At 52.0% G+C, this 25,286-nt stretch carries 22 protein-coding genes and 2 tRNA genes; 12 read left to right on the forward strand and 12 right to left on the reverse strand.

What is annotated here, in order from left to right; genetic code table 11:
- Positions 1–14 precede the first annotated feature (14 nt).
- Positions 15–1,135 (forward strand): IS3 family transposase gene (locus tag KJS40_RS10010; protein WP_213537446.1). Its coding sequence is split into 2 segments (ribosomal slippage): positions 15–273 and positions 273–1,135, totalling 1,122 coding nucleotides; the frame shifts between segments, so codons are not numbered across the junction.
- 477 nt (positions 1,136–1,612) lie between these two features.
- Here the strand turns inward: KJS40_RS10010 and KJS40_RS10015 are convergent.
- Both KJS40_RS10015 and KJS40_RS10020 read right to left on the reverse strand, forming a co-directional pair.
- Positions 1,613–1,705 (reverse strand) — tRNA-Ser (locus tag KJS40_RS10015).
- A gap of 115 nt (positions 1,706–1,820) precedes the next feature.
- Positions 1,821–3,050 (reverse strand): aspartate kinase, encoded by a 1,230-nt coding sequence (locus KJS40_RS10020; protein WP_213537448.1) that lies wholly within the window; start codon positions 3,048–3,050, stop codon positions 1,821–1,823.
- A gap of 597 nt (positions 3,051–3,647) precedes the next feature.
- Between KJS40_RS10020 and KJS40_RS10025 the strand changes: the two genes are divergently transcribed.
- On the forward strand, positions 3,648–3,932 hold the full coding sequence (locus KJS40_RS10025; RefSeq protein ID WP_025041617.1) for a transcriptional regulator: 285 nt from the start codon (positions 3,648–3,650) through the stop codon (positions 3,930–3,932).
- Positions 3,933–4,027: 95 nt separating this feature from the next.
- Here KJS40_RS10025 and KJS40_RS10030 read toward each other — a convergent pair whose 3' ends face one another.
- The gene (locus KJS40_RS10030) at positions 4,028–4,888 is read right to left on the reverse strand and encodes a radical SAM protein (protein WP_244859534.1); all 861 of its coding nucleotides are present in this window, start codon (positions 4,886–4,888) and stop codon (positions 4,028–4,030) included.
- A 16-nt stretch (positions 4,889–4,904) separates the two neighbouring features.
- Between KJS40_RS10030 and queD the strand changes: the two genes are divergently transcribed.
- From queD to KJS40_RS10045, 3 genes are all read left to right on the forward strand, one after another.
- Positions 4,905–5,366 carry a 6-carboxytetrahydropterin synthase QueD gene (gene queD, locus KJS40_RS10035; protein ID WP_213537450.1) on the forward strand — a complete coding sequence of 154 codons (462 nt, stop codon included), beginning with the start codon at positions 4,905–4,907 and terminating at the stop codon, positions 5,364–5,366.
- 100 nt (positions 5,367–5,466) lie between these two features.
- Complete coding sequence (locus KJS40_RS10040; RefSeq protein WP_213537456.1) at positions 5,467–5,943, forward strand: peroxiredoxin; 477 nt, start codon at positions 5,467–5,469, stop codon at positions 5,941–5,943.
- Complete coding sequence (locus KJS40_RS10045) at positions 5,933–7,378, forward strand: PhoH family protein (RefSeq protein ID WP_213537458.1); 1,446 nt, start codon at positions 5,933–5,935, stop codon at positions 7,376–7,378. The genes KJS40_RS10040 and KJS40_RS10045 overlap by 11 nt, the downstream gene beginning before the upstream one ends.
- A 132-nt stretch (positions 7,379–7,510) precedes the next feature.
- Here KJS40_RS10045 and dnaB read toward each other — a convergent pair whose 3' ends face one another.
- From dnaB to rnr, 7 genes are all read right to left on the reverse strand, one after another.
- Entirely contained in the window at positions 7,511–8,899 is a 1,389-nt protein-coding gene (dnaB, locus tag KJS40_RS10050) for a replicative DNA helicase (RefSeq protein ID WP_107729866.1), read from the reverse strand.
- Between the two features lie 233 nt (positions 8,900–9,132).
- A complete protein-coding gene (gene rplI, locus KJS40_RS10055) occupies positions 9,133–9,588 on the reverse strand; it encodes a 50S ribosomal protein L9 (protein WP_213537460.1) in 456 nt (151 codons plus the stop codon).
- Positions 9,589–9,599: 11 nt separating this feature from the next.
- The gene (gene rpsR / locus KJS40_RS10060; RefSeq protein ID WP_213537462.1) at positions 9,600–9,884 is read right to left on the reverse strand and encodes a 30S ribosomal protein S18; all 285 of its coding nucleotides are present in this window, start codon (positions 9,882–9,884) and stop codon (positions 9,600–9,602) included.
- A 35-nt stretch (positions 9,885–9,919) separates the two neighbouring features.
- Positions 9,920–10,216 (reverse strand): primosomal replication protein N, encoded by a 297-nt coding sequence (gene priB / locus KJS40_RS10065; protein WP_213537464.1) that lies wholly within the window; start codon positions 10,214–10,216, stop codon positions 9,920–9,922.
- Positions 10,217–10,228: 12 nt separating this feature from the next.
- Complete coding sequence (rpsF, locus tag KJS40_RS10070) at positions 10,229–10,606, reverse strand: 30S ribosomal protein S6 (protein ID WP_025041627.1); 378 nt, start codon at positions 10,604–10,606, stop codon at positions 10,229–10,231.
- 140 nt (positions 10,607–10,746) lie between these two features.
- The gene (rlmB, locus tag KJS40_RS10075) at positions 10,747–11,532 is read right to left on the reverse strand and encodes a 23S rRNA (guanosine(2251)-2'-O)-methyltransferase RlmB (protein ID WP_213537466.1); all 786 of its coding nucleotides are present in this window, start codon (positions 11,530–11,532) and stop codon (positions 10,747–10,749) included.
- An 87-nt stretch (positions 11,533–11,619) separates the two neighbouring features.
- Entirely contained in the window at positions 11,620–13,815 is a 2,196-nt protein-coding gene (gene rnr / locus KJS40_RS10080; RefSeq protein WP_213537468.1) for a ribonuclease R, read from the reverse strand.
- Between the two features lie 80 nt (positions 13,816–13,895).
- On the opposite strand from rnr, the gene KJS40_RS10085 reads away from it, so the two are divergent.
- The 5 genes from KJS40_RS10085 to KJS40_RS10105 all read left to right on the forward strand — a co-directional run bounded on the left by KJS40_RS10085 (position 13,896) and on the right by KJS40_RS10105 (position 20,814).
- Positions 13,896–13,982 (forward strand) — tRNA-Leu (locus KJS40_RS10085).
- Positions 13,983–15,309: 1,327 nt separating this feature from the next.
- The gene (locus tag KJS40_RS10090) at positions 15,310–16,071 is read left to right on the forward strand and encodes a PEP-CTERM/exosortase system-associated acyltransferase (RefSeq protein ID WP_244859535.1); all 762 of its coding nucleotides are present in this window, start codon (positions 15,310–15,312) and stop codon (positions 16,069–16,071) included.
- Positions 16,072–16,234: 163 nt separating this feature from the next.
- Positions 16,235–16,684, forward strand: a complete 450-nt coding sequence (locus KJS40_RS10095; protein WP_244859536.1) for a hypothetical protein — start codon at positions 16,235–16,237, stop codon at positions 16,682–16,684.
- 22 nt (positions 16,685–16,706) lie between these two features.
- On the forward strand, positions 16,707–17,891 hold the full coding sequence (locus tag KJS40_RS10100; RefSeq protein WP_244859537.1) for an OprO/OprP family phosphate-selective porin: 1,185 nt from the start codon (positions 16,707–16,709) through the stop codon (positions 17,889–17,891).
- 28 nt (positions 17,892–17,919) lie between these two features.
- A complete protein-coding gene (locus KJS40_RS10105) occupies positions 17,920–20,814 on the forward strand; it encodes an EAL domain-containing protein (RefSeq protein WP_244859538.1) in 2,895 nt (964 codons plus the stop codon).
- Between the two features lie 185 nt (positions 20,815–20,999).
- On the opposite strand, the gene aroC is transcribed toward KJS40_RS10105, so the two are convergent.
- Complete coding sequence (aroC, locus tag KJS40_RS10110; RefSeq protein WP_213537476.1) at positions 21,000–22,172, reverse strand: chorismate synthase; 1,173 nt, start codon at positions 22,170–22,172, stop codon at positions 21,000–21,002.
- A 78-nt stretch (positions 22,173–22,250) separates the two neighbouring features.
- Here aroC and KJS40_RS10115 point away from each other — a divergent pair, with 78 nt between their 5' ends.
- Both KJS40_RS10115 and KJS40_RS10120 read left to right on the forward strand, forming a co-directional pair.
- On the forward strand, positions 22,251–22,439 hold the full coding sequence (locus KJS40_RS10115) for a hypothetical protein (protein ID WP_082204647.1): 189 nt from the start codon (positions 22,251–22,253) through the stop codon (positions 22,437–22,439).
- Positions 22,436–23,437: a zinc-dependent alcohol dehydrogenase family protein gene (locus KJS40_RS10120; protein WP_213537478.1), complete on the forward strand. Its 1,002-nt coding sequence runs from the start codon at positions 22,436–22,438 to the stop codon at positions 23,435–23,437. The genes KJS40_RS10115 and KJS40_RS10120 overlap by 4 nt, the downstream gene beginning before the upstream one ends.
- Positions 23,438–23,511: 74 nt before the next feature.
- On the opposite strand, the gene KJS40_RS10125 is transcribed toward KJS40_RS10120, so the two are convergent.
- The gene (locus KJS40_RS10125) at positions 23,512–24,981 is read right to left on the reverse strand and encodes a leucyl aminopeptidase family protein (protein ID WP_213537480.1); all 1,470 of its coding nucleotides are present in this window, start codon (positions 24,979–24,981) and stop codon (positions 23,512–23,514) included.
- Positions 24,982–25,286: the final 305 nt, after the last annotated feature.

A 25,286-nucleotide genomic window follows, 5' to 3' on the forward strand; every position in this document is an offset into this window, starting at 1 on the left:
AGAGGAGAACGGACGTGAAGAAACGGTTTACGGATGAGCAAATTATTGGTTTTTTGAAACAGGCCGATGGAGGGGTTCCGGTCCGGGAATTATGTCGCCAGCACGGCTTTAGCGATGCCTCGTTCTACACCTGGCGTGCGAAGTTTGGTGGAATGACGGTACCGGACGCAAAACGGCTGCGGGACCTTGAAGCTGAGAATAATCAACTCAAAAAGCTATTAGCAGAGTCGCTTCTGGATACTGAAGCCTTAAAGGTAGCCTTGGGTCGAAAGCATTAACTTCACAGGCAAAGCGTGAGGCAGTAACGGCGATGCTGGAGCAAACGGGGATCTCGCAGCGTCGCGCCTGCCTGCTTGTGAAGCTATCACGTACGGTGCTGAACTATGCCCCGAAGGGGCAACCGGAGAATGAGCAGTTGCAGAGCCGAATGGTTGAATTAGCCTCTGAACGCCGCCGTTTTGGCTATCGGCGCATTCATGCTCTACTGCGGCGTGAAGGCATTGAAGTCAATCACAAACGCATCTTCCGCCTCTACCAAGCTGCCGGGTTGACGGTAGCGCGTCGAAAGAAGCGATGTAATGTGGCGGTTGAACGTGAGCCATTGGCATTGCCGAGTCGGCCAAATGAAATATGGTCAATGGATTTCATCAGTGATGCATTAGCCAACGGCAGGCGCATCAAGGTGTTGACCATCGTTGATGACTTCACAAAAGAGTCTGTTGATCTGGTGGCTGAGCATGGCATTTCGGGGCAATATGTTGTGCGCGTGCTGGAGCGAGCTGCACAGTTTCGTGGATTGCCCTTGGCAATTCGCACCGATCAGGGACCGGAGTTCACGAGCAAGGCGCTGGATCAATGGGCTTATCAGAATGGCGTCCAGCTCAAACTAATCGAGGCGGGAAAGCCGACGCAGAACGCCTATATCGAGAGCTTCAACGGCCGCTTTCGTGATGAGTGTTTGAACGATCATTGGTTTACCAGCCTGGCTGAGGCGAGAATTCGGATCTCGGCCTGGCGCCGCGATTACAACGAGCATCGTCCGCATAGTGCGTTGAATTACCAGACACCGGCAGAATTCGCAGCCCGCTGCCGCATGCAAAAAGAAATGAACGGCTGCGAAAGAGAAAGTAGCTAATTTTTAACCGAACTTTGCTAGAACACCCTTGGCACTACTACCGGGGCACGTCAGACGGAGCTAACTCGTGCCCTCAACCGCGAAGCACGTACCAGCTGGCCAAATCTAACAGGTTTGGATTTCCACCGTATCTGCCCACTGACAAGGTTAGCGCAGTTTTTAGAGCCGGTCCTGTTTACTCAACTTTGTATAGCGACCAAACTCTGGGTCACGGGCCGTCCTTAATAGCGCTGAACCCTATCACGTCAGTCATCTGGTTCCTGTCTCGAGAAAAAGGCTAATGAATCAATCTCAGTACGATGGGAGATTAGTAGAGAGAATATTAAACCCCGTTTCTTTCGTACAACGCTGCGAGTCATTCACTGCTCAGAAAGTCGATTACTGTTGCAGGAGAGCAACGTAAAAGGGGGTTGAAACGTATGTAGGATAATAGTTATAGAAAATAATAAAAAGAAAACAAGTACTTATATATTATAGTGGCGGAGAGAGAGGGATTCGAACCCTCGATAAGCTTTTTGAGCCTATACTCCCTTAGCAGGGGAGCGCCTTCGACCACTCGGCCATCTCTCCACAAAGCACAAAGCAAAAACGTAAAGCCACACTAGGATAGCGGTTTACAACTCTACGGTCAAACGCCGGGGCGTGTATTTGATGCCATGAATTGTATACCCGGTTGCTCGAACGGTTATGGCGCCTGATCCAGTTCAAACACCTTATGCAACACGCGTACGGCGAGTTCCATGTATTTCTCATCCACCACCACCGAGATTTTTATTTCAGAGGTGGAAATCATCTGGATATTGATTCCTTCTTCCGCCAGGGCTCGAAACATCCTGCTGGCGATACCGACATGCGAGCGCATTCCGACACCCACTGCCGATACCTTGGCTATTCTTTCGCCGCCGATGACGCCACGCGCGCCGATATGGGCCTGAACCTGGTTCTTCAGGATATCCATGGTCCTGGCGAATTCATTACGGTTTATCGTAAATGAAAAATCCGTCAGGCCGTCGTGGCCGACGTTCTGGATGATCATATCCACATCAATATTGGCATCCGCGACCGGGCCGAGAATCTGATAAGCGATACCGGGGCGGTCCGGCACACCCAGCACGGTAATCTTGGCTTCATCCCGATTAAATGCGATACCGGAAATAATCGCATGCTCCATGTTCTTTTCTTCCTCGAGAGTAATCAGTGTGCCCTCCCCTTCTTCCTCGAAGCTGGACAACACCCGTAAATTAACCTTGTATTTACCTGCGAATTCGACGGCACGAATTTGCAATACCTTCGAGCCCAGGCTCGCCATCTCGAGCATTTCCTCGAAGGTAATGGTCTTGAGCCTGCGAGCTTCAGGCACGATGCGCGGGTCGGTGGTATAAACGCCATCCACATCGGTATAAATCTGGCATTCATCGGCCTCAAGTGCTGCCGCTAATGCAACCGCCGTCGTATCAGACCCGCCACGGCCCAAAGTGGTGATACTGCCGGCTTCATCCACGCCCTGAAACCCGGCCACCGCCACCACATACCCTGCATCGAGATCCCTGCGTATTTTATCCTCATCGATTTTCAATATCCGCGCTTTAGTATGGGCGTTGTCGGTAAGTATTCTCACCTGCGTCCCGGTATAGCTCTTTGCCTTGATGCCCATATCCATCAGCGCCATCGATAACAGCGCGACAGAAACCTGCTCTCCAGTCGACACCATGACATCCAGTTCACGCGGATCGGGATGCGACTGAAATTCCCTGGCTAAAGCAATAAGACGATTGGTTTCCCCGCTCATGGCGGAAACCACCACCACGACCTGGTGGCCACGGGATTGAAACTTCGCTATGCGCCGCGCAACATTCTTGATGCGCTCAGTGCTGCCGACCGATGTACCGCCGTATTTTTGAATAATAAGTGTCACGATTACCCGGCTTCTATGTTTGGAATAACGAACCTTGCCGCTAGCAAAACCGGATTATATGCCGGATCAATTTACAGCCGGTGATGGCAAGAGCTTGCCTCAGAGAATATAGTTTTTTATTTTGTGGATTTTACCTCATTACCGAAAAGAAAACTTGGAACTATTCCAGATAGGCGAAGCAAGCGCCAATTTCTTCCATTCAGTCGTGGGAACTCGCAACGCGATTGCCATTTACGACGGTGACTCCGTTCATTTACGCTATGCAGGTCAGTTGGAATTTGCACCGCTACTTATGGTGAGCCCGACAGTAATTCCCTAATGAAGACAGGGGATTCAGCCATTTGCTCCATCGTATCCCCTTCCTTTCGCACCTCTCATCCCCGCGAAGTGCCATACGCTTGCGCCGAGAGTAACCCAAGGCTCCCCAAACATGCCAAAATGATAAGTATGAAGGTCCGACAAAGCTTGGCAAGGGGAAAAACCGACACACTTAATACTTGCATAGAATAAAAAAACGAATTAAATTTATGTATGTGCAATAATTCTATAACATAACCTCAACAATAACTTTTTACCATAACCTGTGAGAGCCGACCCATGAAACTCTTCGAAGAAATATCCAATCCTCGTGAAATCCGCCGCAAATTGGGTCTTAACCAGCATGACTTCTGGAGCAAAGTCGGTGTCACTCAAAGTGGAGGCTCCCGTTACGAAAGCGGGCGGAATATGCCCCGACCGGTAAGAGAGCTCGTGCGACTCGTACATATGGAGCATATCGATCTCACCAAGATCAAAAAGGATGATTTGGCCGTGGCTGCGTTGCTGAAAAGCCAGAATCCCGATTTGTACAAGAGCCTGAAGAAAGCGGCCAAGGCAAAGTAACGGTCAATATACTCGTCAAGGTACAGCCATTACGGTCCGGTTTGGTTAATATCATTGAATATCGATGTGAGAATCGGGAAGACGAGAATTGGAATTCATGGATTCAGCTTGACGGCGAGTCCGAGGGCGCGGATTTTCGTCGAAAATGACTCCATCCACGCCTGACCGATGTTTGTGAGCCTCGGTGCTTCCGGCTGCAGGGACGGGCGTGCAAGCCCATATAGCAATACCCCTTTGAGCAGCCCTCCTCCTTGCAGGAATTTCTCTATAAATGTCAGATAGGCGTCCGATTCCAGCTGAGTCGGCGGCAAGCCATCGATTTGAAACACGCAGGTTTGCAGCCAGGTAGGGCATAAAAACGCAGCCAGCTCCAGGTTTTCACGAACCTGCTTCAGACTCATACTTGTATTGTTGATGGATCGTCTCCCCTCCCGGGTAACACTATCCAGCTTGAACCAGACCTCACCGTTGAGCGCTGCCATACGGCGCAAGCCCGCCTGTACGCCAGGCCGCTCGATCAGGCTGCCATTGGTGATCAACACCAGCTTAAGCGCCTCGGGCAGGTCGTAATCGGCTTTCACGCGTCCGATCAATTCCACCGCCTGTTCAAACTCCCGGGCACTGGTGGGTTCGCCGTTGCCGGAAAATGCGATGTCATTGATGCGCCGCGCTTCCGGCGGCACTTGTTCCCGCATGAAGTTGCCATGCAGAATTTCATGCAGGAACGTGCGCAATTCCGCCTCGAGCCTGGCCAGATCAATTACCGGCGCCGTTCCGCGTTTGAGTTCAGGAACCTGGCAATAAATACAGCGCCAGTTGCATGCATTGTTGGGATTGAGATTGATGCCTATCGAAACGCCTCCGGCGCGGCGCGACACCACGGGATAGACGTAGGTCATCCCCGCGACATCGCGGCTGTGGTCCTCAACATGCAATCGTTTGGAAGTTCGCTGCAATGTTACAATTCCGATAATGTTAATTACTCGCAGGCTGGAATTTGACGCCGGCCATCGCATACCTTCCCATAATAGCAAATGCCGTCACTTGCACGGGCATCGCTACGCTATTGAAATTACCCTGTCCGGAGACATCATCACTGAGGCGGGCGTCTCCGAACAAGGGATGGTAATGGATTATTCCGAGGTAAAGCGCATCGCCAACACCGTGCTGGTGGACAAATGGGATCACGCATTCCTGGTATATTCCGAAGACGTAAAGTTATTGCAATTTCTTCAATCTCTGGAAAACCATAAAACAGTCGTGCTGGATACGCCGCCCACGGCGGAAAATCTCGTGCTCACCGCATTCCGGATACTGGATGCGGCTTATCAGGATACCTATGGCAACCACCTGAGGCTGGAGCAGGTGCGCTTGTTTGAAACGCCCAATTGCTGGGCAGATGCCACGCGAGCCCAGGTATTGAAGATGCGTTGAATAAGTCTTGCGGCTTCGACATTTGCTTTATGCCATCTTTTTGTTACCATGCAAAATGAAAAATTCTGCAGACAAGTCTTTTTACCATGAGCCTTCTTCCATGCTAAATCAGCCCGTTCCCGATTTTGAGCTTCCTTCCACCGGCAATAAGGTATTCCACCTGTCCGAGGCGTCCAGAAAAAACCTCGTAATTTATTTTTATCCGAAAGACAACACGCCGGGATGTACCACAGAGGGTCAGCAGTTCCGCGACGCTTACGGCGAATTTCAGAAACTCGGCTGCGATATTGTAGGTATCTCGCGAGACAGTATCAAGTCACATGAAAATTTCAAGGCGAAGATGGAATTTCCTTTCGAATTGCTGAGCGACAGCGACGAAATCGCTTGCAAGCTGTTCGACGTCATCAAGATGAAAAATATGTATGGCAAACAGGTTCGTGGCATAGAGCGGAGCACATTCGTCATCGATGCAAACGGGATCCTGCGGGCGGAATGGCGGAAAGTCAAAATTGATGGCCATGTCGAGGAAGTACTGGAATTCGTGAAGAACCTGGGCAGAGAAAGTCATGAGTCCTAGAAAACCGGCTTCATCTACAGTTTCTCCCGTTACCAAAATCACCCGTTTGCGAACCAACCCCAAGTTGTTCGTACTCGACAGCAATGTGCTGATGCATGATCCCACCAGCCTGTTCCGTTTCCAGGAACACGATATTTATATCCCCATGGTAATCCTTGAGGAGCTCGACAATAACAAGAAAGGAATGTCGGAGGTGGCGCGTAACGCGCGCCAGACCAGTCGTTTTCTGGATGAGATCGTCAGCAGTGCGGTAACCGATATCGATCAAGGTATTTCATTGCAGCCGCACGGCAGCAAGAGCGCAACCGGACGGCTGTTCCTCCAGACGCAGGCGATCACTAGCGTTTTGCCCATGCGGTTGGCCAGCGGCAGCGCCGATAACCAGATCATCGGCGTCGTGAAATTTTTGCACGAAACCTATCCGGATCGTAGCGTTGCGCTGGTGTCCAAAGACATCAACATGCGTATCAAGGCGCGGGCGCTGGGGTTGGCAGCAGAGGATTACTTCAACGATAAGGTCCTGGAAGATACCGATCTTCTCTTTTCGGGGATACAGGAATTACCTGCGGATTTCTGGGACAAACACGGCAAGGAAATGGAATCATGGCAGCAATCCGGCCACACGTTTTATCGCGTCAAAGGCCCGCTATGCGCCAGCTTTATCGTCAATCAGTTTGTTTATCTGGAGCATGACAAACCGTTCTATGCCAAAGTCACCGAGCACAGCGGCAAAACCGCCGTTCTGCAAACGCTTAAGGACTATACCCACCAGAAAAATAATACGTGGGGGATCACCGCACGCAATCGTGAGCAGAATTTTGCGCTCAATTTGCTGATGAATCCGGAAGTGGATTTTGTCACGCTACTGGGGCAGGCGGGGACGGGCAAGACGCTGCTCACACTCGCCGCTGGCCTGATGCAAACGCTCGAGCACAAAGTTTATTCGGAAATCATCATGACGCGCGTCACGGTGCCGGTAGGTGAGGATATCGGCTTTCTGCCGGGAACCGAAGAAGAAAAGATGACGCCGTGGATGGGCGCACTGGAAGATAATCTCGACGTCCTCAACAAAACGGACAGCAGCACGGGAGAATGGGGCCGCGCCGCCACGCTCGATCTGATCCGCTCACGCATCAAGATCAAGTCGCTCAACTTCATGCGTGGGCGAACTTTCATCAACAAGTTTCTAATAATCGATGAGGCGCAGAATCTTACGCCCAAACAGATGAAAACGCTCATTACCCGCGCCGGACCGGCGACCAAAGTGGTGTGCCTGGGCAATATTGCCCAGATAGATACGCCTTATTTGTCCGAAGGAAGCTCAGGATTGACTTATGTGGTGGATCGATTCAAGGGATGGAGCCACAGCGGCCACGTAACGTTACAGCGCGGTGAACGTTCCAGGTTGGCCGATTATGCGACTGAGGTCTTGTAGCTTGCAAGCAGGTATAGCCTGGCTTGATCAAGGCTCGGAATAAACCAGCCTGTGCCCCTGTGTTCCCTCGGATTTACCGGTGCAGTCCCTGAATGAAATCCAGGTGCGCCCGCAGACGTTATTAAGCGATTCTCAATAGTGCCCGGTTTTGGCACAACTCTCAAACCGGGTATATTCCCCAAGGAAGGTAAGATCGACTTTGCCGATCGGGCCGTTCCGTTGCTTGCCTATGATGATTTCAGCGATTCCCTTGTCTTGCGTATCCGGGTTATAGACTTCATCCCGATAGATAAAAAGAATCAGGTCCGCATCTTGTTCAATGGCTCCGGATTCGCGCAGATCCGACATGATGGGGCGCTTGTTCGGGCGCTGCTCAAGGCTGCGGTTCAATTGCGACAGCGCGACGACAGGCACTTGCAGTTCTTTTGCCAATGCCTTCAGCGAACGGGAAATCTCCGAGATTTCAGTGGCCCGATTCTCGCCTTGACCGGCTGAGGACATCAGCTGCAAATAATCGACCACGATCAATCCCAGTTCGCCATGCTGGCGATGAAGCCGGCGCGCCCGCGCTCTAACCTCCAGCGCATTCAGTGCCGCGCTTTCATCAATGAAAAGTGGCGCCTCGCTCAGCTTGCCCAGCGCATGCGTCAGCTTGGACCAATCCTCATCCTGCAAGCGGCCGGTGCGAACTTTGTGCTGATCCAGGCGTCCTACCGAGCCCAGCATGCGCATTGCCAGCTGCGCTCCCCCCATTTCCATACTGAATACGGCGACGGGTTTTTCCAGTACCAGCGAAACATGCTCGGCAATGTTGAGCGAAAAAGCGGTTTTGCCCATGGAGGGCCTACCCGCGACAATAACCAGGTCACCCGGTTGAAAGCCGGAAGTCTTCTGATCGAGATCATGGAATCCGGTAGCGATTCCGGTCACATCGCTGGGATTATCCTGATTGTAAAGTGTCTCGATACGCTCCACAACCTGCTTGAGGAGCGGTTGAATATCGATAAAACCCTGCTTTCCCCGCGCCCCTGCCTCGGCAATCTCAAACACCTTGGCTTCAGCTTCATCCAGCAGGGTCGCAGCGGAGCGCCCTGCGGGACTATACGCGGAGTCCGAGATCTCCGAGCCAACCTGAGCCAGTCTGCGCATCACTGCCCGTTCGCGCACGATTTCCGCATAACGCCGAATATTGGCTGCGGAGGGCGTATTTTGAACGATCACACCTACATAGGCTAATCCACCTACATTTTGCAGCTCAGCTGATATTTCAAGCGACTCGGCGACGGTCACCACGTCCGCGGGTTTGCTATGCTCCACCAATTTGCAAATGTGGCGATAAATGAGCCGATGGTCCTGCCGGTAAAAATCTTCTTCGGTGATGACGTCAGCCACCTTATCCCAGGCATAGTTATCAAGCATCAACCCGCCCAGCACAGACTGCTCCGCCTCAACCGAGTGTGGCGGCATTTTGTAGGATTCAAGCAACTGATCGTTGGTGGCTGCGGTAAGGAATTGAGCCATGGGATCCGGGTGGCGTTGCGGGGAAGAGGAAGATTTTACCATCCGTACGATAGGGAAATACGGAAAAACGAGAAAAGAGCCTATAAACAGCCCTTGGGAAACCTCTGAAGGAATCCCCTGTCGAGCCCCTGGTTGTCAACGCTGGGTCGGCAACCAGGACTTGAAATCAAAGGATCATTCAGGAGTATTCAGAACCATCCTGCAGGAGTACCCTGGCGCGGATGGGCGTACTTTCAGGAAGCCGTCTCGCCCAAAACGGAGACAACAATATTTGCCAGTACTTCACTATGCAATGCAATAGTGACGGGATGGTCTCCCACCTGCTTCAATGAACCTTGCGGCATGCGTATCATTGCCCGTTCAATCTCGAAGCCCTGGGCTTTCAATGCCTCCTCGATATCAGCATTGGTAACTGAACCGAACAGTTTGCCGTCAACGCCGGCCTTCTGGCTAATCTGCACCATTAATCCGTCCAGTTTTTCCGCACGCGCCTGAGCAGCAGCCAGGACGTCCGCGTGGGTTTTTTCCAATTCCGCGCGCTTCACCTCGAACTCGGCAATGGCTGCCTGCGTTGCCCGCTTTGCCTTGCCTTGCGGAATAAGGAAATTCCGCGCATACCCGTTTTTGACTTTGACAACGTCACCCAACTGGCCGAGATTGAGAATTTTTTCCATCAATATGATCTGCATATCGTCGCTCCTCAGTGCAAATCGGTGTAAGGAAGCAACGCGAGAAAGCGCGCGCGCTCAATAGCAATACCTAGCTGGCGCTGATAACGCGACTTGGTACCGGTAATGCGGGCCGGAATGATCCTGCCGTTTTCATTGATGAAATCTTTCAATAACTCGACATCCTTGTAATCCACGGTTTTAATGCCTTCCGCGGTAAACCGGCAGAATTTCCTGCGCTTGAACAACGGGCGGTTGGCCTTTTTGTCCTTGTCCTTGTCTTTACCATCTTTACGTCTTGAAATAAAACGAGCCATGATTTTTCCTGTCTTGAAATGAGGGCCTGAATAATTTAAATAAGGTCAACTTTGTTCACATGCAGCACTAGTTGCAAGCTCATCCGGCTTTTTTTTGCCAGAAAACCCACGAGTTTCACTAGCGTATCGGGCGCTATGCTCGCAATGGCTTCAGCCATCTGTGCTAGCGCCACTGCCGAAATTTCGCACTCCACCTGGCGCGGCTTATCTGCTTCGATCTGGCGGGAGACGTGGCTAATCTTGAATTCCGTCACCGCCACCCCCGCCGGTGTGTAACGCAAACTACCGATTTCGATAATCTTTCCGCAAATTACAGTCTGGTTGCAGTTCAATTATTGCCGAGCCTACGTCGCGAGCGTGGTTTCTTTAAGCTCCTCCGCTGCCGGCGCGGCTGACCTTGGTTTTTCTTCGCGCATCATCGGCGAAGGCGTCGTTACCGGCCCACCCATTTTAGTGGTGAGATGCCGCAATATCGCGTCGTTGAATTTAAATGAATGATCCAGTTCGTCCAGTGTTTCCTGATCACATTCGATGTTCATCAGCACGTAATGCGCCTTGTGAACCTTCTGGATCAGGTAGGTGAGCTGGCGGCGCCCCCAATCTTCCAGGCGGTGAACCTGTCCGTTTCTCGCAGTAACGATTCCGCGGTAACGCTCGATCATCGCGGGAACCTGCTCGCTCTGGTCAGGATGGACGATAAAAACGATCTCATAATGTCGCATGCTGTCTCCTCATGGGTAGAGCCTCCCGCGATGCGAACACGGTGAGGCAAGGGTTGAAAAACCGGGTACTATACTGAACCGAGAAAGAAATATCAATTGGCAAAGGCATTTAAACAGGCATCAATGAAGCTCGGATAGCCTCACGCGGGCGCGGCAGCAGCTTTTGTAGCGGGCTGCCCGGCGGCTTCCTGCGCAGCGCGCTGCCGGCGAGTCTCGAAGAGGCATATGCCGGCGCTGACAGAAACATTCAGACTTTCGACGCTGCCCAGCATGGGGATGGCAACAAGGTGATCACAGGTCTCGCGGGTCAACCGGCGCATCCCTTTCCCTTCCGCACCCAGAACCCAGGCAACGGGCCCATCCAGCTTCACGGAGTTGAGATCGACGTCTGAATCGGCCGTTGCTCCGATTATCGATATACCGCGCTGTTTCAGCTCGCGCAACGTACGGGCCAGATTAGTCACGGAAACATACGGCACGGCATCGGCTGCACCACTCGCCACCTTATGCACCGTGGCGGTGAGCCCTACGGCACGGTCCTTCGGCGCGATCACGGCATGAACACCGAAGGCATCGGCCACCCGCAGGCAGGCTCCCAGATTATGCGGGTCCTGTATGCCGTCCAGTATCAGAAGCAGCCCTGGTTCAGTCAGCGTATCAAGCACATCGTCTATGGCCACATGACTGCGAGAGGCGTCTATATTCGCCGCCACGCCCTGATGGTGCGCGCCACCGGCCATCGCCGCGAGCCTGGTGTTATCGCATGAGATCAACCGCACCTCCTGGGTTTCGGCAAGCTTCGCCAAGTCACGCGCGCGCTGGTCACGGCGCTCGGCATCAAGAAAAATTTCCTTGATGCTGGCAGGATTTTGCCGCAGTCGGCTGATAATAGCGTGGAAGCCGAATATAAGGCGTATGTTGGACATCTATAAGTAGGTCAATTGAATAAGTGGATGGGTCGGGAATGTGACGACTCCGGTTGATCGGAGCGATATCCATCCTGCGCTCCGGAGTTAACTCTGATTTTCCGTATCGCGCGAACTGGTTCCGGCCAGGACAAAATCGATCTTGCTCGACTCCAGGTCGACCCGCACCAACTTGACGCTGAGCCGGTCGCCGAGGCGATAACGCTTGCCGCTACGCTCACCCAGCAACATGTGCTTGCCGGCATCGAAATGGAAATAGTCGCTGGGCAGTTCTGAAATATGCACAAGCCCTTCCACATAAATGCCATCCAGCGCCACGAAAAGGCCAAAGCCGGTTACGCCGCTGATCACGCCTTCAAAGCGCTCGCCTATTCTATCCTGCATGTAATAGCACTTAAGCCACAACTCTACATCGCGGCTAGCATCGTCTGCACGGCGCTCTGTCTGTGAGCAATGCACACCCAGTTCATGCCAATCGCCGGGAGAATACGTTCCGCCATTCAATACTGTCTTGATCGCACGGTGCACCAGCAGATCGGGATAGCGCCGGATAGGTGAAGTGAAATGGGTATATGACTCGTATGCAAGCCCAAAATGGCCAATGTTGTCCGGGCTGTAAACCGCCTGGCGCAAGGATCGCAACATCACCGTCTGCAAGAGCTGCGCATCCGGTCTATCCTTGATTTTACTCAGCGTCCTAGCGTAGTTTTTAGCGCTCGGCTCGTCGCCGCCGCTTAGCTGCACACCGAATTCCTTGAGGAAATCACGCAGGGCAAGCAGTTTTTCCGGAGTAGGTCCTTCGTGGATACGATAGAGCGTGGGTTGTTTATGTTTCTGCAAGAAATCCGAGGCACACACATTCGCCGCCAGCATACATTCTTCGATCAACCGATGGGCATCGTTGCGCTTCACGGGAAGAATGCACTCGATTTTTCCCTGATCGTTGAAAATCATCTGGGTTTCAATCGTTTCAAAATCGATCGCGCCGCGCTTGCCTCGTGCCTTGAACAATACCTTGAATAATTTGTAGAGCAATTGAATGTGCGGAAGAAGGCTCTTGTATTGCTTCGCATCCTCACCCTCGGGATTGTCCAGCATCGCTGCCACTTTGGTGTAGGTCAACCGTGCCTGGGAAAACATCACCGCGGGATAAAAACGATACTCCTGAAAATCGCCCGCTGCATCAATACTCATCTCGCATACCATGCACAAACGCTCCACCTGCGGGTTAAGCGAACATAGACCGTTCGAAAGCACCTCCGGCAACATCGGAATAACGCGGCGCGGGAAATAAACCGAGTTGCCTCGATTCAAAGCCTCGCGATCAAGCGCATCCGTGGAGCAAACGTAGTGGCTGACATCCGCAATGGCTACATATAGCTTATAACTTTTCCCGTCGCGCTCACAATACACCGCGTCGTCAAAATCACGTGCGGTTTCCCCATCTATCGTCACCAGCGGTAAATGACGAATATCCTCCCTGTCGGCCAGATCCGCTTTCAGCACGCTGTCGGGGAATCTGGCTGAACGTGCTTCCACTTCCGGTGGAAACTGATGAGGCAAATCGTGTTTCCGGAGAGCAATTTCGATCTCCATGCCGGGGGCGGTATACTCACCCAGAATCTCGACAATGCGGCCGATGGGTTGAGCGTTCTTGCTGGGCTGCTGGATGATTTCGACCATCACTACCTGGCCCGCCTTGGCGTTCATGGATTCTTCCGGAGGGATCAGAATATCCTGGCTGATACGCCTGTTCTCCGCCTCCACAAACAAAATTCCGTGATCGGCGTGCAAACGGCCGACCAGTTGCGTGACGGCACGCTCCAGCACCTCCACAATAGTGCCTTCCCTGCGTCCACGCCTATCCACTCCGATTTCGCGCACCATCACACGATCGCCATGCAGCGCCTTGTGCATTTCCTTGGCGCTCAAAAACAGATCCGGACTGCGATCGTCGGGTACCAGGAAGCCGAAACCATCCGCATGCCCCTGGATCCTCCCCTTGATAAGATCGAGCTTGTCCACCACGCAGATATCGCCCTTGCGGTTACGCATAATCTGACCCTCGCGTAACATCGCGGAAACACGACGACCGAAAATTTCGTTTTCTTCGTCCGTGATTTCCAGCAGGCTCTGCAATGCTTTCTCATTCACGGGAACGCCATGCTCTTCCAGAATCTGGAGCATGAATTCGCGGCTCGGCAGCGGATGACCATATTGAAGCTTCTCGCGCTCAAGATGAGGATCAAGATCGCGGAGTTTGCGTTTCTTCTTAATTGACAAAGCAATGGTTTCCTATAAAATTGCGACCTCTGCCCCGCACCCTGTATCGTAAGTCCCACTCCGGACAGGATGCGAGCATTGCCCAGATGGCGGAATTGGTAGACGCACTAGGTTCAGGTCCTAGCGGTGGCAACACTGTGGAGGTTCGAGTCCTCTTCTGGGCACCAGATTATATTCTTCAAGACCCCGCTCTCCGGCGTATTCATTGCCTATCAGGCATGTTACGCCTATCACTTGATTCAACTATTGCGGTACTCAATCCACTCCATTTGCTGCCTGCCCCGTCATTTTTCTGTCAAGAATTTCAATTTTTCCGTCAGGAATTTCATTGCGGCGTATATCAGGAAACAGGGCAAAAGGCGGTACGTCGAAATAGACAAAGAAGACATTCGGAAGCACGCTACTTCTGACTCAAAAACAGAAGCGCTAAATAAACGGCTGATGCCGAGGTCTTGATTATAGCAGCGAGTATCGCCACTTCTCGAACAAGCGCTGAACTTGCCGGAACTGTGTCGTCTGACGAAATCATTGCAAGTGGTGAATCGCCACTCGCAAAACACTAGCAGTGTGACAGAAATGCATCAGTCTTGAAATAGTTCTTGTATGTATCCTGTATCGGCCCTGTATTTCTTATGATAAGCGGGTTGATCAGGTTTCTATCAGCCGAACCGTGCCGGATCAAGTAATTTCTAGCTGTAAAATCTTACAGCTATCCATGAACGCCAATCCATTGTCTCATAGCGTACTTACGCCATTCAATAAATGGCCAAATCATGGCGCTTTAACAGAAGAAAATCTATGCTATCCGGGGCTTTAACCGAACTTCAATCTCTAAAGCCGGCGAATGGAGCATGTCGGAACATTCATAGCCGGACTTAGCGCGAATTTGCAATTGATGATGACCAACCCGATTTTGCCGCCGCGCACCGCAAAGCGCCGTTTCCCGAGTTCCTTGTCCTGAATATTCCGTCCACTATTTCCCATCGTCAAAGGACAGCGACAATGCCACTAAAAACCAGATCCTGCATCTTTCTTATGACAATTGCAAAACAAGCCTAATTTTTACCGTATGAAACCCTGCGAGAGAAAACGGAAAAGGGCAATCTTATTCCTTTCAATTCACATTGAAATAAAGTGAAGCAGATTTTCGTCGTTAACTATGTAGCGACTCACTCGAAATCAGTGTCTATCGCACATGGCAAAAATTTTTCTATCCTTTATGAGCGATATGCATATGCATGGCTTGTTTCCCCCACACTCATCGATAAGCGATGCCTCCGAAGCAGGCCGATTTGCGCAGGAAGCATACTCCGGCCCTTGCTTTCCAACCTTTGGCAAAAGCTTCTTCATCATGAAATCAGCAACCGGAAAGACGAGCAAACGGGGCTCAACCGGGCTGACCTGGCTTCTCCCGTCGGTTGACCAGCGAAGAAATCTCATAAGTAATGGATTGCGAGCGACGTCACTTTTGGGCTCTTCCAAATGAACGACGTCGTGGCCGCGTTCAACGAATATTTCGAAATTATCCATGTCGATTCTCCGGAATTGCTACGTGAGGTATTTCGCCTGCGCTATCAAGTGCTATGCATCGAGCAGCGTCTTCCCGGTTTTGACGTGTCCTGTTATCCGGAAGGGTACGAACGCGACAGCTATGATGACCATTCATCTCATATTCTTCTACAGCACCGTTCCTCTGGTGATTATGTAGGAACAGCACGTCTGATATTGCCCGATCCGGTGAATGTGGAAAAACCATTTCCCATCGAGCAGCATACCCGATTTGATCCGGCACTTATTGATGTCCATGCGTTACCGCGACGTAATACAGCTGAAATATCGCGCTTGCTTATCGTGCGACGACTGCGCCAACGCAGAGGTGACAGCGAAAAAAAACCTCAAAGAGAGCTTGTTGAAGGGAATAAGCGGCGCTTTCCTCATCCCATCCTGGCGCTTGTTGTTGGCATCATACAAATGTCCGCTCAACACAATATCACACACTGTCTTTCGGTAATGGATCCTTCATTGAACAGATTATTAGCTCCCTATGGACTGCAGTTCGATGCCATCGGACCATTAGCGGACTATCACGGCCCACGTCGACCCTACATCATTGACTTGATCAAAATGCTGGAAACTATTTATGTAAACAATAGTGAGATATGGGAATTGATCACGAATTACGGCAGCGTCCGGCTAGGGCCTCTAAAGCATACCTGCGAAATATCATCACTGGAAATGTCAATAGCGAGACTTTAGAGTAGAGATGTAGAGATCACTTAGAAGTCAATCACTTCTATCACAACCCGGTGCGTTTCTCAATTGCGCCCACTCTTTCATTCTGGCCAACTATCTCAACGGTTGGGGCTTCAGCCCGGCCGAGGTGCACGATGGCATGAACGACAGATAAATAATTTAAACCGTGACAATTAAAAAAAATACCGGTCGCCTTATCCTGCTCTTATCTCTGCTGCTCGGCATGCTGTGCACTATAAGCATTGCTCGGGCAACGGATCACTATGAGGTCGTGACTCACCCCGGAGTCAGCGAGAAAACGATTTCCAGGAGCGCCCTACGCGCCATCTTTGGAATGCGTCTCCACGAGTGGCCGGACGGCACAGCCATACGGATATTCGTAATGCCAGACGACGCGCCTCTACACGCCACCTTTGCTAAAGAGGCACTGAATGTCTTTCCCTACCAGCTTCGCGCCGCCTGGGATCGATTGGTATTTTCGGGAACCGGTCAAGCCCCCAATACAGTAAGTTCTCCTCAGGAAATGCTTGCCAAGGTCGCTAGCACGCCTGGAGCAATTGGTTATTTAACTAAATCCAGGATGGACGGTAGTGTCAATGTACTCCATATCAAATAGCCGCTCTCACAACCGTTTCCTGATGGCTATCAGGCTCGCTGTCGTGCCGTGCGTGCTGTGGAGCTATGCTGTGCAAGCTGAAAAGTTGCCGCAAAATCTGCAAATACACGGCTTTGCAAGCCAGAGCTGGTTGAAGAGCTCCGGCAACAACAATGTTTTCGGAAAAAGCGCTTCCGATGACGGCAGCTTTGACTTCAGGGAGTTGGGACTGAACGCTTCGATGAGGCCATTACCCAAGCTGCAGTTTTCGGCACAGATGCTGTCGCGCTGGGCGGGCAAAGGCAGCCCCGGCAATATCCGGCTGGATTATGGTTTTCTGGATTACACAATATTCTCCGGCGAGACCAATCAACTGGGAATACGCCTGGGCAGGATGAAAAACCCAATCGGCTTCTATAACGATACCCGCGACGTACCCTTCACGCGGCCAAGCATACTGTTGCCACAATCCATTTATTTCGACCGCACGCGCAAGCTGGCATTAGCCGCAGATGGCGCACATCTATACGGCGAACAACGCTCCGATATCGGAAACATTTCATTTCAGCTAGGGGTGGCACGCCCGTTGGTCAGAGGTGCGGAAGCAGAGGTAGCCTTGTTGGGTTCGGACAGGCCCGGCAGATTCGTGGCGGAAATGTCTTATACCGGCCGTGTCGTTTACGAGCTCGACGAAGGTAGATTTCGCTTAGCGTTCAGTGGATCGCAACTCAATATAGGGTATAGCCCGACAGCAAGTGATCCAGTTCAAGCCGGTTCTATCCGCTTTACGCCGCTCGTTTTCTCGGCTCAATATAATGCCGAGCGTTGGAGCCTCACTTCCGAATATGCCCTACGCCATTTCGAATTCAAAAACTTCGGTGTAGCGCCACTCACATTGGATTTCTACGGGGAAAGCTATTACTTTCAAGGTGCATATCGTTTTACTCCTGAATGGGAGGCCGTGATTCGATACGACGTGCTTTATACCGACAGGAACGATCGTAGTGGAAACAAATGGGCTGCGGCTTCCGGACGCCCTGCACATAACCGCTTCGCCAAGGATATAACGGTGGGCCTGCGCTGGAATGTCACGCCTGAGTTCATGCTGCGCGCCGAATATCACCGGATCAACGGTACGGGCTGGCTCTCCACTCTTGACAATCCTGTGCCTGGCGATCTGTCCCAGAACTGGAATCTCTTCTCAATCCTCGGTTCCTATAGGTTCTAGCGATAACTTGATGGAACATAATTTCCATATGAACAAGGGTCAGCCCGACGACGGCACGGCACGCTCCGCGCCGCCTGGATTTCTGAGCCTGAAATGGAAAGTTCTGCTGCTGAGCAGCTTGATATTGGTCTTTATCGTAGTTTCATTCACTGGAATCACTTATTTGAGCCTGATGAGCGATTTTGAGGCTCAAAGACGCGCGCAGCACAAGCGTTATGCCAGTGAAGTTGAAGGTTTGATAGATCAGATCTCGAAAGATCTGCATCAGCTTGCTGAATTGCTTCCTTTCCTGGAAGGAATGGGACCAGACCTGCTGGCGGCCAATGGAAAAAATATCGCCGAGACATTCGATCCATATTGGGCATCATTGCAGCTTAATAAGGGTATCGAACTGATACGTTTTTACGATAACTCCGATCAGTTATTGGCAAGCTGGGGTATTCCGGAATCCGACACTCATGAAGGCGTAATGCTGAATTGGATTCATGAAGTGAATGTGCGAGAACGGCCGATCAGCTCTCTGAACTGCCAGAAAGAATGCACTCAGTTCGTGGTGGCACCGCTGCTGGTAGAGGGCAAGAGTGTTGGCGTCGTCATCATCGGCGCACCTCTGATCGATGCCGTCCTGGGATTCAAGGATGTTTCCGGCGCTGATATCGGCTTGCTTATCAGAGAGCACGACAGTAACAGGAAAAGCACCGAGATGATAATTCCCGGCTGGAATGTTCGGATTGCCGCACACAGCAAAGAAATGAATACAGCAATTCTTACTAAAGTCGCGGCGCAGTATCCCGACTTCAGCCACTTGGAAAACGGCGTTCAGATTGCTTGGGATAACCAATATCTGCAAATCAAACCGCTTTCCGTGAACAAAATAGATGAGCTCGATAAGGCGCAGTTTATTGTCGTCACTGATATTACCTCCACCATGCATACCATCCAAAGTTCAACACAGCAGAACATAATCATCGGAGTGGTGGGGCTTATGCTTTCCGAGCTGTTATTATTTTTCATTCTCAGCAGGCCATTGTCGCGGCTCAAACATATCGCCTTCACACTGCCGCTTCTGGCCCGGAGCAGCTTCAAGAATTTCCGGTCGGAGCTTCATACCGATGGCCAGAAACCATGGCTGAAAGATGAAATCGGCATGCTAGATGAAACAGCCGTGGCCCTATCCTATCAACTGGAGAAACTTGAAGACCAGGTCGCCGATCGGACTCAGATATTGGCGAGGAAGATGAATGAATTAAGCAAGGAACGGGATTTCATCACAAATCTGCTCGACATCGCGCAAGTCATTGTAATGACGCAAAACGCCGGCGGTGAAATTCTCACACTAAATGCTTACGGCGAAACGCTTATCCAATATATGGAAAAGGAGCTGCAGGGAACACCGTTCATCAATCTCCTCACGCCCGATGGAGATATGCGCGATCTTCCCGCCTACCTTGAGGAGGTACGCTCTGACCAAAGAGACCAATTGCGGCATGAAGCCAACGTCCTGTGCAGGGATAAATCGACAAGGCATATTCTCTGGTTGCATTCCCACCTGACTCGACATACCGAGAATGACCCGGCAATGCTCTCGGTAGGGCTCGATATGACCGAACATAAACGCACAGAAAGCCGACTGGCATGGCTGGCCGACCATGATCCCCTCACCAACTTATATAACCGGCGCCGTTTTCAGGAAGAACTGGAGCAAATGCTGAATCTGGCAGCCCGCTATGAACATTCGGGCGCGCTGCTATTCCTTGACCTGGATCAGTTCAAATATATAAACGATACGAGCGGACACCAGGCAGGCGATGCTTTGCTGAAAATGATCGCGCACATGTTGCATGGCAGCGTACGCAGCGTAGACATACTCGGGCGTCTGGGCGGCGATGAGTTTGCAGTGATACTGCCTCAAACCACCGCGGAGGGAGCAATAGAAGTCGCAAAAAATGTTCTTGTTTGCCTGAATCAGGGAAAGATCACCATAAACGGCCGAAGCCATAAGGCGTCGGCCAGCGTTGGTATTGCGGTTTTTCCCGAGCATGGAAATAACGTCCACGACCTATTGGCGGCGGCGGATCTCGCTATGTATCAGGCCAAAGAAGCGGGACGAGGCGGTTGGCATCTGTTTTCAAACGAGGAAAAGACCCGGGAGCGCATGCATACCCTCGTATATTGGAAAGAAAAGATCGAGTATGCGCTTTTGAACGAACGATTCTTGTTCTATTTCCAGCCCATCATGCATATCGCAAACAAGACCGTTGACCATTACGAAGTGCTGCTACGCATGCTCGACGATAATGGAACCGTGCTTGCTCCTCAATATTTTATACCGGCAGCAGAGCAAACCGGCCTTATCCATGCCATCGATCATATGGTTTTACGGAAATCCATTGCTCAAGCGGCAGAAATTCAACACAACGGGCTGCGTGTCCGTTTTTCGATAAACCTTTCAGCTCATGCATTTCATGATCCCGAATTGCTATCGATCCTGGAGGAAGCTTTCACTCAATATGACGCGGATCCTTCAAACTTCATGTTTGAGATAACCGAGACGGCGGCGTTAGAAGACTTGTCCGCAGCGCGAGAGCTCATGGAAACGATTAGAAAACTCGGCTGCAGCTTTACACTGGATGATTTCGGCGTCGGCTTCTCTTCGTTCTATTACATACGGCAGCTTCCCATCGATGTGGTGAAAATCGACGGTTCGTTTATACGCAATCTGGCGGATAGCCCCGACGACCAGATACTGGTAAAAGCGCTATGCGATGTGGCACGGGGATTCGGGAAGAAAACAACGGCCGAGTTCGTGGAGAACGCAGCGACTTTATCCCTTCTGGAGAAAATGCATATAGATTACGCGCAAGGCTTTTTCATAGGAACGCCGATCCCCGCGCATGATTCACCGTTCAAGGAATTTTTGTAGGCGTAGCTTGCATTCTTTCGTGTTCAGCCTCGCTTTGAGAAATACAACGCTGGAGCAACGGCAAAGGATCAAGCAGTGGCCGGTTCAGGGCACATGCAGAGCATTACGAGCGCCGGATCCGATAAACAGGATTATTGCTGGATCGTGGGGCGATGAAGAGAAACAGCGGACCCGCGTAACCCATCTCAGGCTTCTTCAGGGTCGGGGTTTTCCGTCAATTCCGGTCTTAACTCGGCGTTGGCTGCACTGGCTTCTTCAAGATCGATTTTACCGGGAATTTTTGGCGTTTCGCACGTTACATCCGCATTTTGCGCGCGATGGCGCAAGGCGTGATCCATCAGCACCAGTGCCAGCATTGCCTCCGCGATGGGTGTGGCACGAATACCTACACAGGGGTCGTGCCTGCCATGAGTTTCCACCAGGGCCGGATTCCCGGCCTTATCCACCGAGCGTCGTCCCAGGCGGATGCTGGAGGTCGGCTTGACAGCGATATTCACAACGATTTCCTGACCGGTAGAAATCCCGCCCACTATACCGCCCGAATTGTTGCTCAAAAATCCGCCGGGAGTAATCTCGTCGGAGTGTTCGGTTCCCCTCTGGGCCACGGAGGCAAACCCGGCGCCGATTTCGACACCTTTTACCGCATTGATGCTCATCATGGCGTAAGCGATTTCCGCATCCAGGCGATCATATACTGGCTCTCCCCAGCCTACCGGCACGCCCTCCGCCACGACACAGATCTTCGCACCGACGGAGTCGCCGGATTTGCGCAGCTTATCCATGAATTCTTCCAGGCTGGGTACCCGATCGGGATCAGCGGCAAAAAATGGATTTTGCCCAACCTCATCCCATCGTTTGAACGGAATTTCCAGGGGGCCCAACTGCGCCATGAATCCGCGTATTACCGTGCCATATCTCGTGTACAGCCATTTCCTTGCAATCGCCCCTGCCGCAACCCTTACCGCAGTTTCGCGGGCAGAGGCGCGTCCACCGCCTCGGTAATCGCGTATCCCGTATTTTTGCCAATAAACGTAGTCCGCATGCCCTGGCCGAAAGGTATCCATGATTTTGCTGTAATCCTTGCTGCGCTGGTCCTCGTTTCGAATCAGCAACGCAATCGGGGTACCCGTGGTCTTGCCCTCGAACACCCCGGAGAGAATCTCGACTGTGTCCGATTCCCGCCGCTGGGTCACGTGGCGCGAGGTACCGGGCTTGCGCCGGTCCAGATCCTGCTGGATATGCTCGGCGGATAACTCCATCCCTGGCGGGCAGCCATCGACGACGCAACCTATCGCGGGACCATGCGATTCGCCAAAAGAAGTAACGCAAAAAAGCTTGCCAAGGGTATTGCCGGACATTTTATTTTCTCGCCAGATCGATGCTTCGAGTTTAACATATCCCTCGTATTTCGCCATTTTCACCCGCATAATTCGATCATGGAAAAACCTGATCCCGACAAGATAACAGGCCCTGGTGGTTTGACCTTGCGCCAGATTCATACACAGGTAAAGCTAAGCACAACTCGTGATCAACGAGAAATTGCTCAGGATAAATCCGCGCAATCGCTCACCCGGTGGCAACGATTTATCCGCTATGCCTGGACCAGGAAAAGAGGAAAAACATGAGGGCCGTGCTGATGAGTGCGCCGGGTGCACCGGATGTGCTGATATCGGCCGATATACCCATACCCACACTCACCGATACATCTAGCGTGTTGGTAAAATTGCACGCTGCGAGCGTAAACCCGATAGACGCCAAGGTGCGCAAGCTCAACATTTATTACCCGGATAAACTGCCTTCGATTCTGGGCTGCGATGGCGCAGGGGTGGTGGAAGCGGTAGGTAGCTCAGTCAGTCGCGTGCGCCCGGGGGATGAAGTGTTTTTTTTTCACAACGGCCTGGGCGGTGCACCGGGAACCTATGCCGAATACACGGTTGTGCAGGAAGATTATCTCGCATTGAAACCGGAGAATCTGACCATGCTGGAAGCTGCTGCTGTACCGGTGGCACTGATTACGGCGTGGGAAGCATTGATAGGCCGCGGCGATTTGAAGGAACACCAGTCAGTACTGATTCATGCGGGTGCGGGCGGCGTCGGCCATATTGCGATACAGTTAGCTCACCTCTTTAACGCACGTGTTGCCACTACCATTTCAAGTCCGCAGAAGGCCGAATTTGTGCGATCGCTAGGTGCCGATCTACCAATAGACTATACCCGGCAGGATTTTGGTGAAGCGGCGTTAAACTGGACGGATGGGTTGGGCGTGAGCCTGGTATTGGATACGGTGGGTGGCGAAACCTTTTGCAAATCGTTCGCCGCAGCCCGCGTGTACGGCAGCGTAGTAACACTGCTCTCGACTACTTGCGACATCGCACACACCAATATCGCACGGCTACGCAACCTGAGCATCGGTTACGTACAGATAACCACCCCGCTCTACTTCGGCCTGCACCCGGCACGTGTCGCGCAGACTCGCATACTCGAGCGCGGCGCAAAACTGATCGAGCAAGGCCTGCTCAAGGTTCATGTTGATCAGGTGTTGCCGCTGGACCAGGCCGCGGAAGCACACCGGCGCATTGAAGCGGGGCATACCCACGGCAAGATAGTGCTGCAGATTGTTTGAACAGCCAGCAGATTCAGCCAGAGATGCATTGATCTACCTGTGAACGCGCTCCAGGAGTTTACTGGAGAACCTGTTCAGGGATTTCCAAGCATCTCGACCCCCCATGCCACCCCAAAGCCGGTGACGTCGCTTCCTACGGCGCCCAATCCACTTTTGCTATTGCTGGCGGACAGATCCATGTGCAGCCAGGGTACATCGTCCACGAACCGGTTGAGGAAGCGGGCGGCGAGAATATGATCGGCCTCGCCCTCCAACGAGCACTGCTTGATATCGGCAATTTTGCTTTCCAGTTCCGCATCATAGTCGGCATCCATCGGAAATGCCCAGATTCGCTCGCCCGTCGCTTTTCCGGCGGTTAATGCTTTCTGTACCAGATCCTCCCGATTACTGAAAACGCCACTATAATGCGATCCGAGTGCGACGTGCATGCTCCCGGTCAGTGTCGCAAAATCGATCATCACATCAGGCTTCTGTCTTGCCGCCAGAGTCAGCGTGTCCGCCAGTACCAGCCGTCCTTCTGCGTCGGTATGGATAATCTCGACAGTGGTCCCATTCAGGGTCGTTATGACGTCGTTCTGTTTGTAGGCATGCGGGCTGATGTGATTTTGAGCAATGGCGAGCCAGCAATCGATATTCACCAACAGATTGGCGCGAGTTGCAGCCAATAAAATCCCCAACGCAACTGCCGAACCGTTCATATCCTCATGCATGCCGTGCATGTGGCGGGCCGGCTTCAAATTATGGCCACCGGTATCAAAGCAGATGCCTTTTCCTACCAGCGCCACGGTTTTGTTCGCCTTCTTCACGCGTCGTTGCAAATGCACGATGGCGGCATCTTCGGGATCGCTACCCTGCGCCACGGCAACAAACGCCCCGGCACCCATTTTACGCAGCGCCTTGACATCGAATTCCTGATACTTCCAGCCTTCGGTGCCAGCGAGCTTCTTGACATGCCTGCGATAGAGCTCCGGCGTTAATTCGTTGGGTGGCAGTATCGTAAGTTCACGCGTAAGCAGATTACCTTCCGCTTTGGCGGCTAATAGCGCAAAGCTGTCCGCTTCCTTGTGGCCGTGCACGACAATTCGGGCGAGCGGCCGCCGCCGCGTGTTTTTTTTGTCTGTTTTCCGGGAGGGCAGCACCGGGCCATTAATCCATGCCGCATATATCGCCAGGTGCGCGAAAGCGCGCCTTTGGCCATCATCGCCATAGACCGCAAGATTTATTTCCGCAGGGGTTTCCTCCAGCAACAATTGCACGGCTTTGCGTATGGATGTTTGCTGCTCGAATACAGATTTGCTCAAATCCACCGCCACCCAAACGCATAAAGAACCGCTCTCGATATTGGCCGCTACTGGATTACCCGTGATCTCCCCCAACTGTATTTTTCGACGTGATAATAAGGTTTCCAGTACGTTTTTCCCCAAAAAATCAGGCTTATTCTGAAGCTTATCCGATGGGGCGGACTGCGGCAGTACGACCAGAATATGCGTTGCCTTGGTAGACGAGCTTATGGATGAAGCGTTTTGTGTCAATGATGCAAGCATTGGCTGTCCTCGAAATAAGTTGTAAGCGATACTAGCAGCAGCCTGTCGGACTCGAAGGAAATCGGCTGCAAAAGCGTCTGGCTAGTTCATATTTCGCTGCTTTTTCGATCAATAGAATAACTATTGGTCTTCAAAATCCCCAAAATCTGCCCTCACCCAGTCACTTTTTCGCTGCGATTCTTCAAGTCCGACAGGCTGCTAGGTATGAATGCTATTATAATACAGGGAATTCTCTTGAATTCTCTATGCAGGTTCCGTTGATCCGGACTTTCTCCTATCATTCCCACCGTTCTATCGTTTGCCCG

This window comes from Nitrosospira sp. NRS527, assembly GCF_018406445.1.
Classification (GTDB): domain Bacteria; phylum Pseudomonadota; class Gammaproteobacteria; order Burkholderiales; family Nitrosomonadaceae; genus Nitrosospira; species Nitrosospira briensis.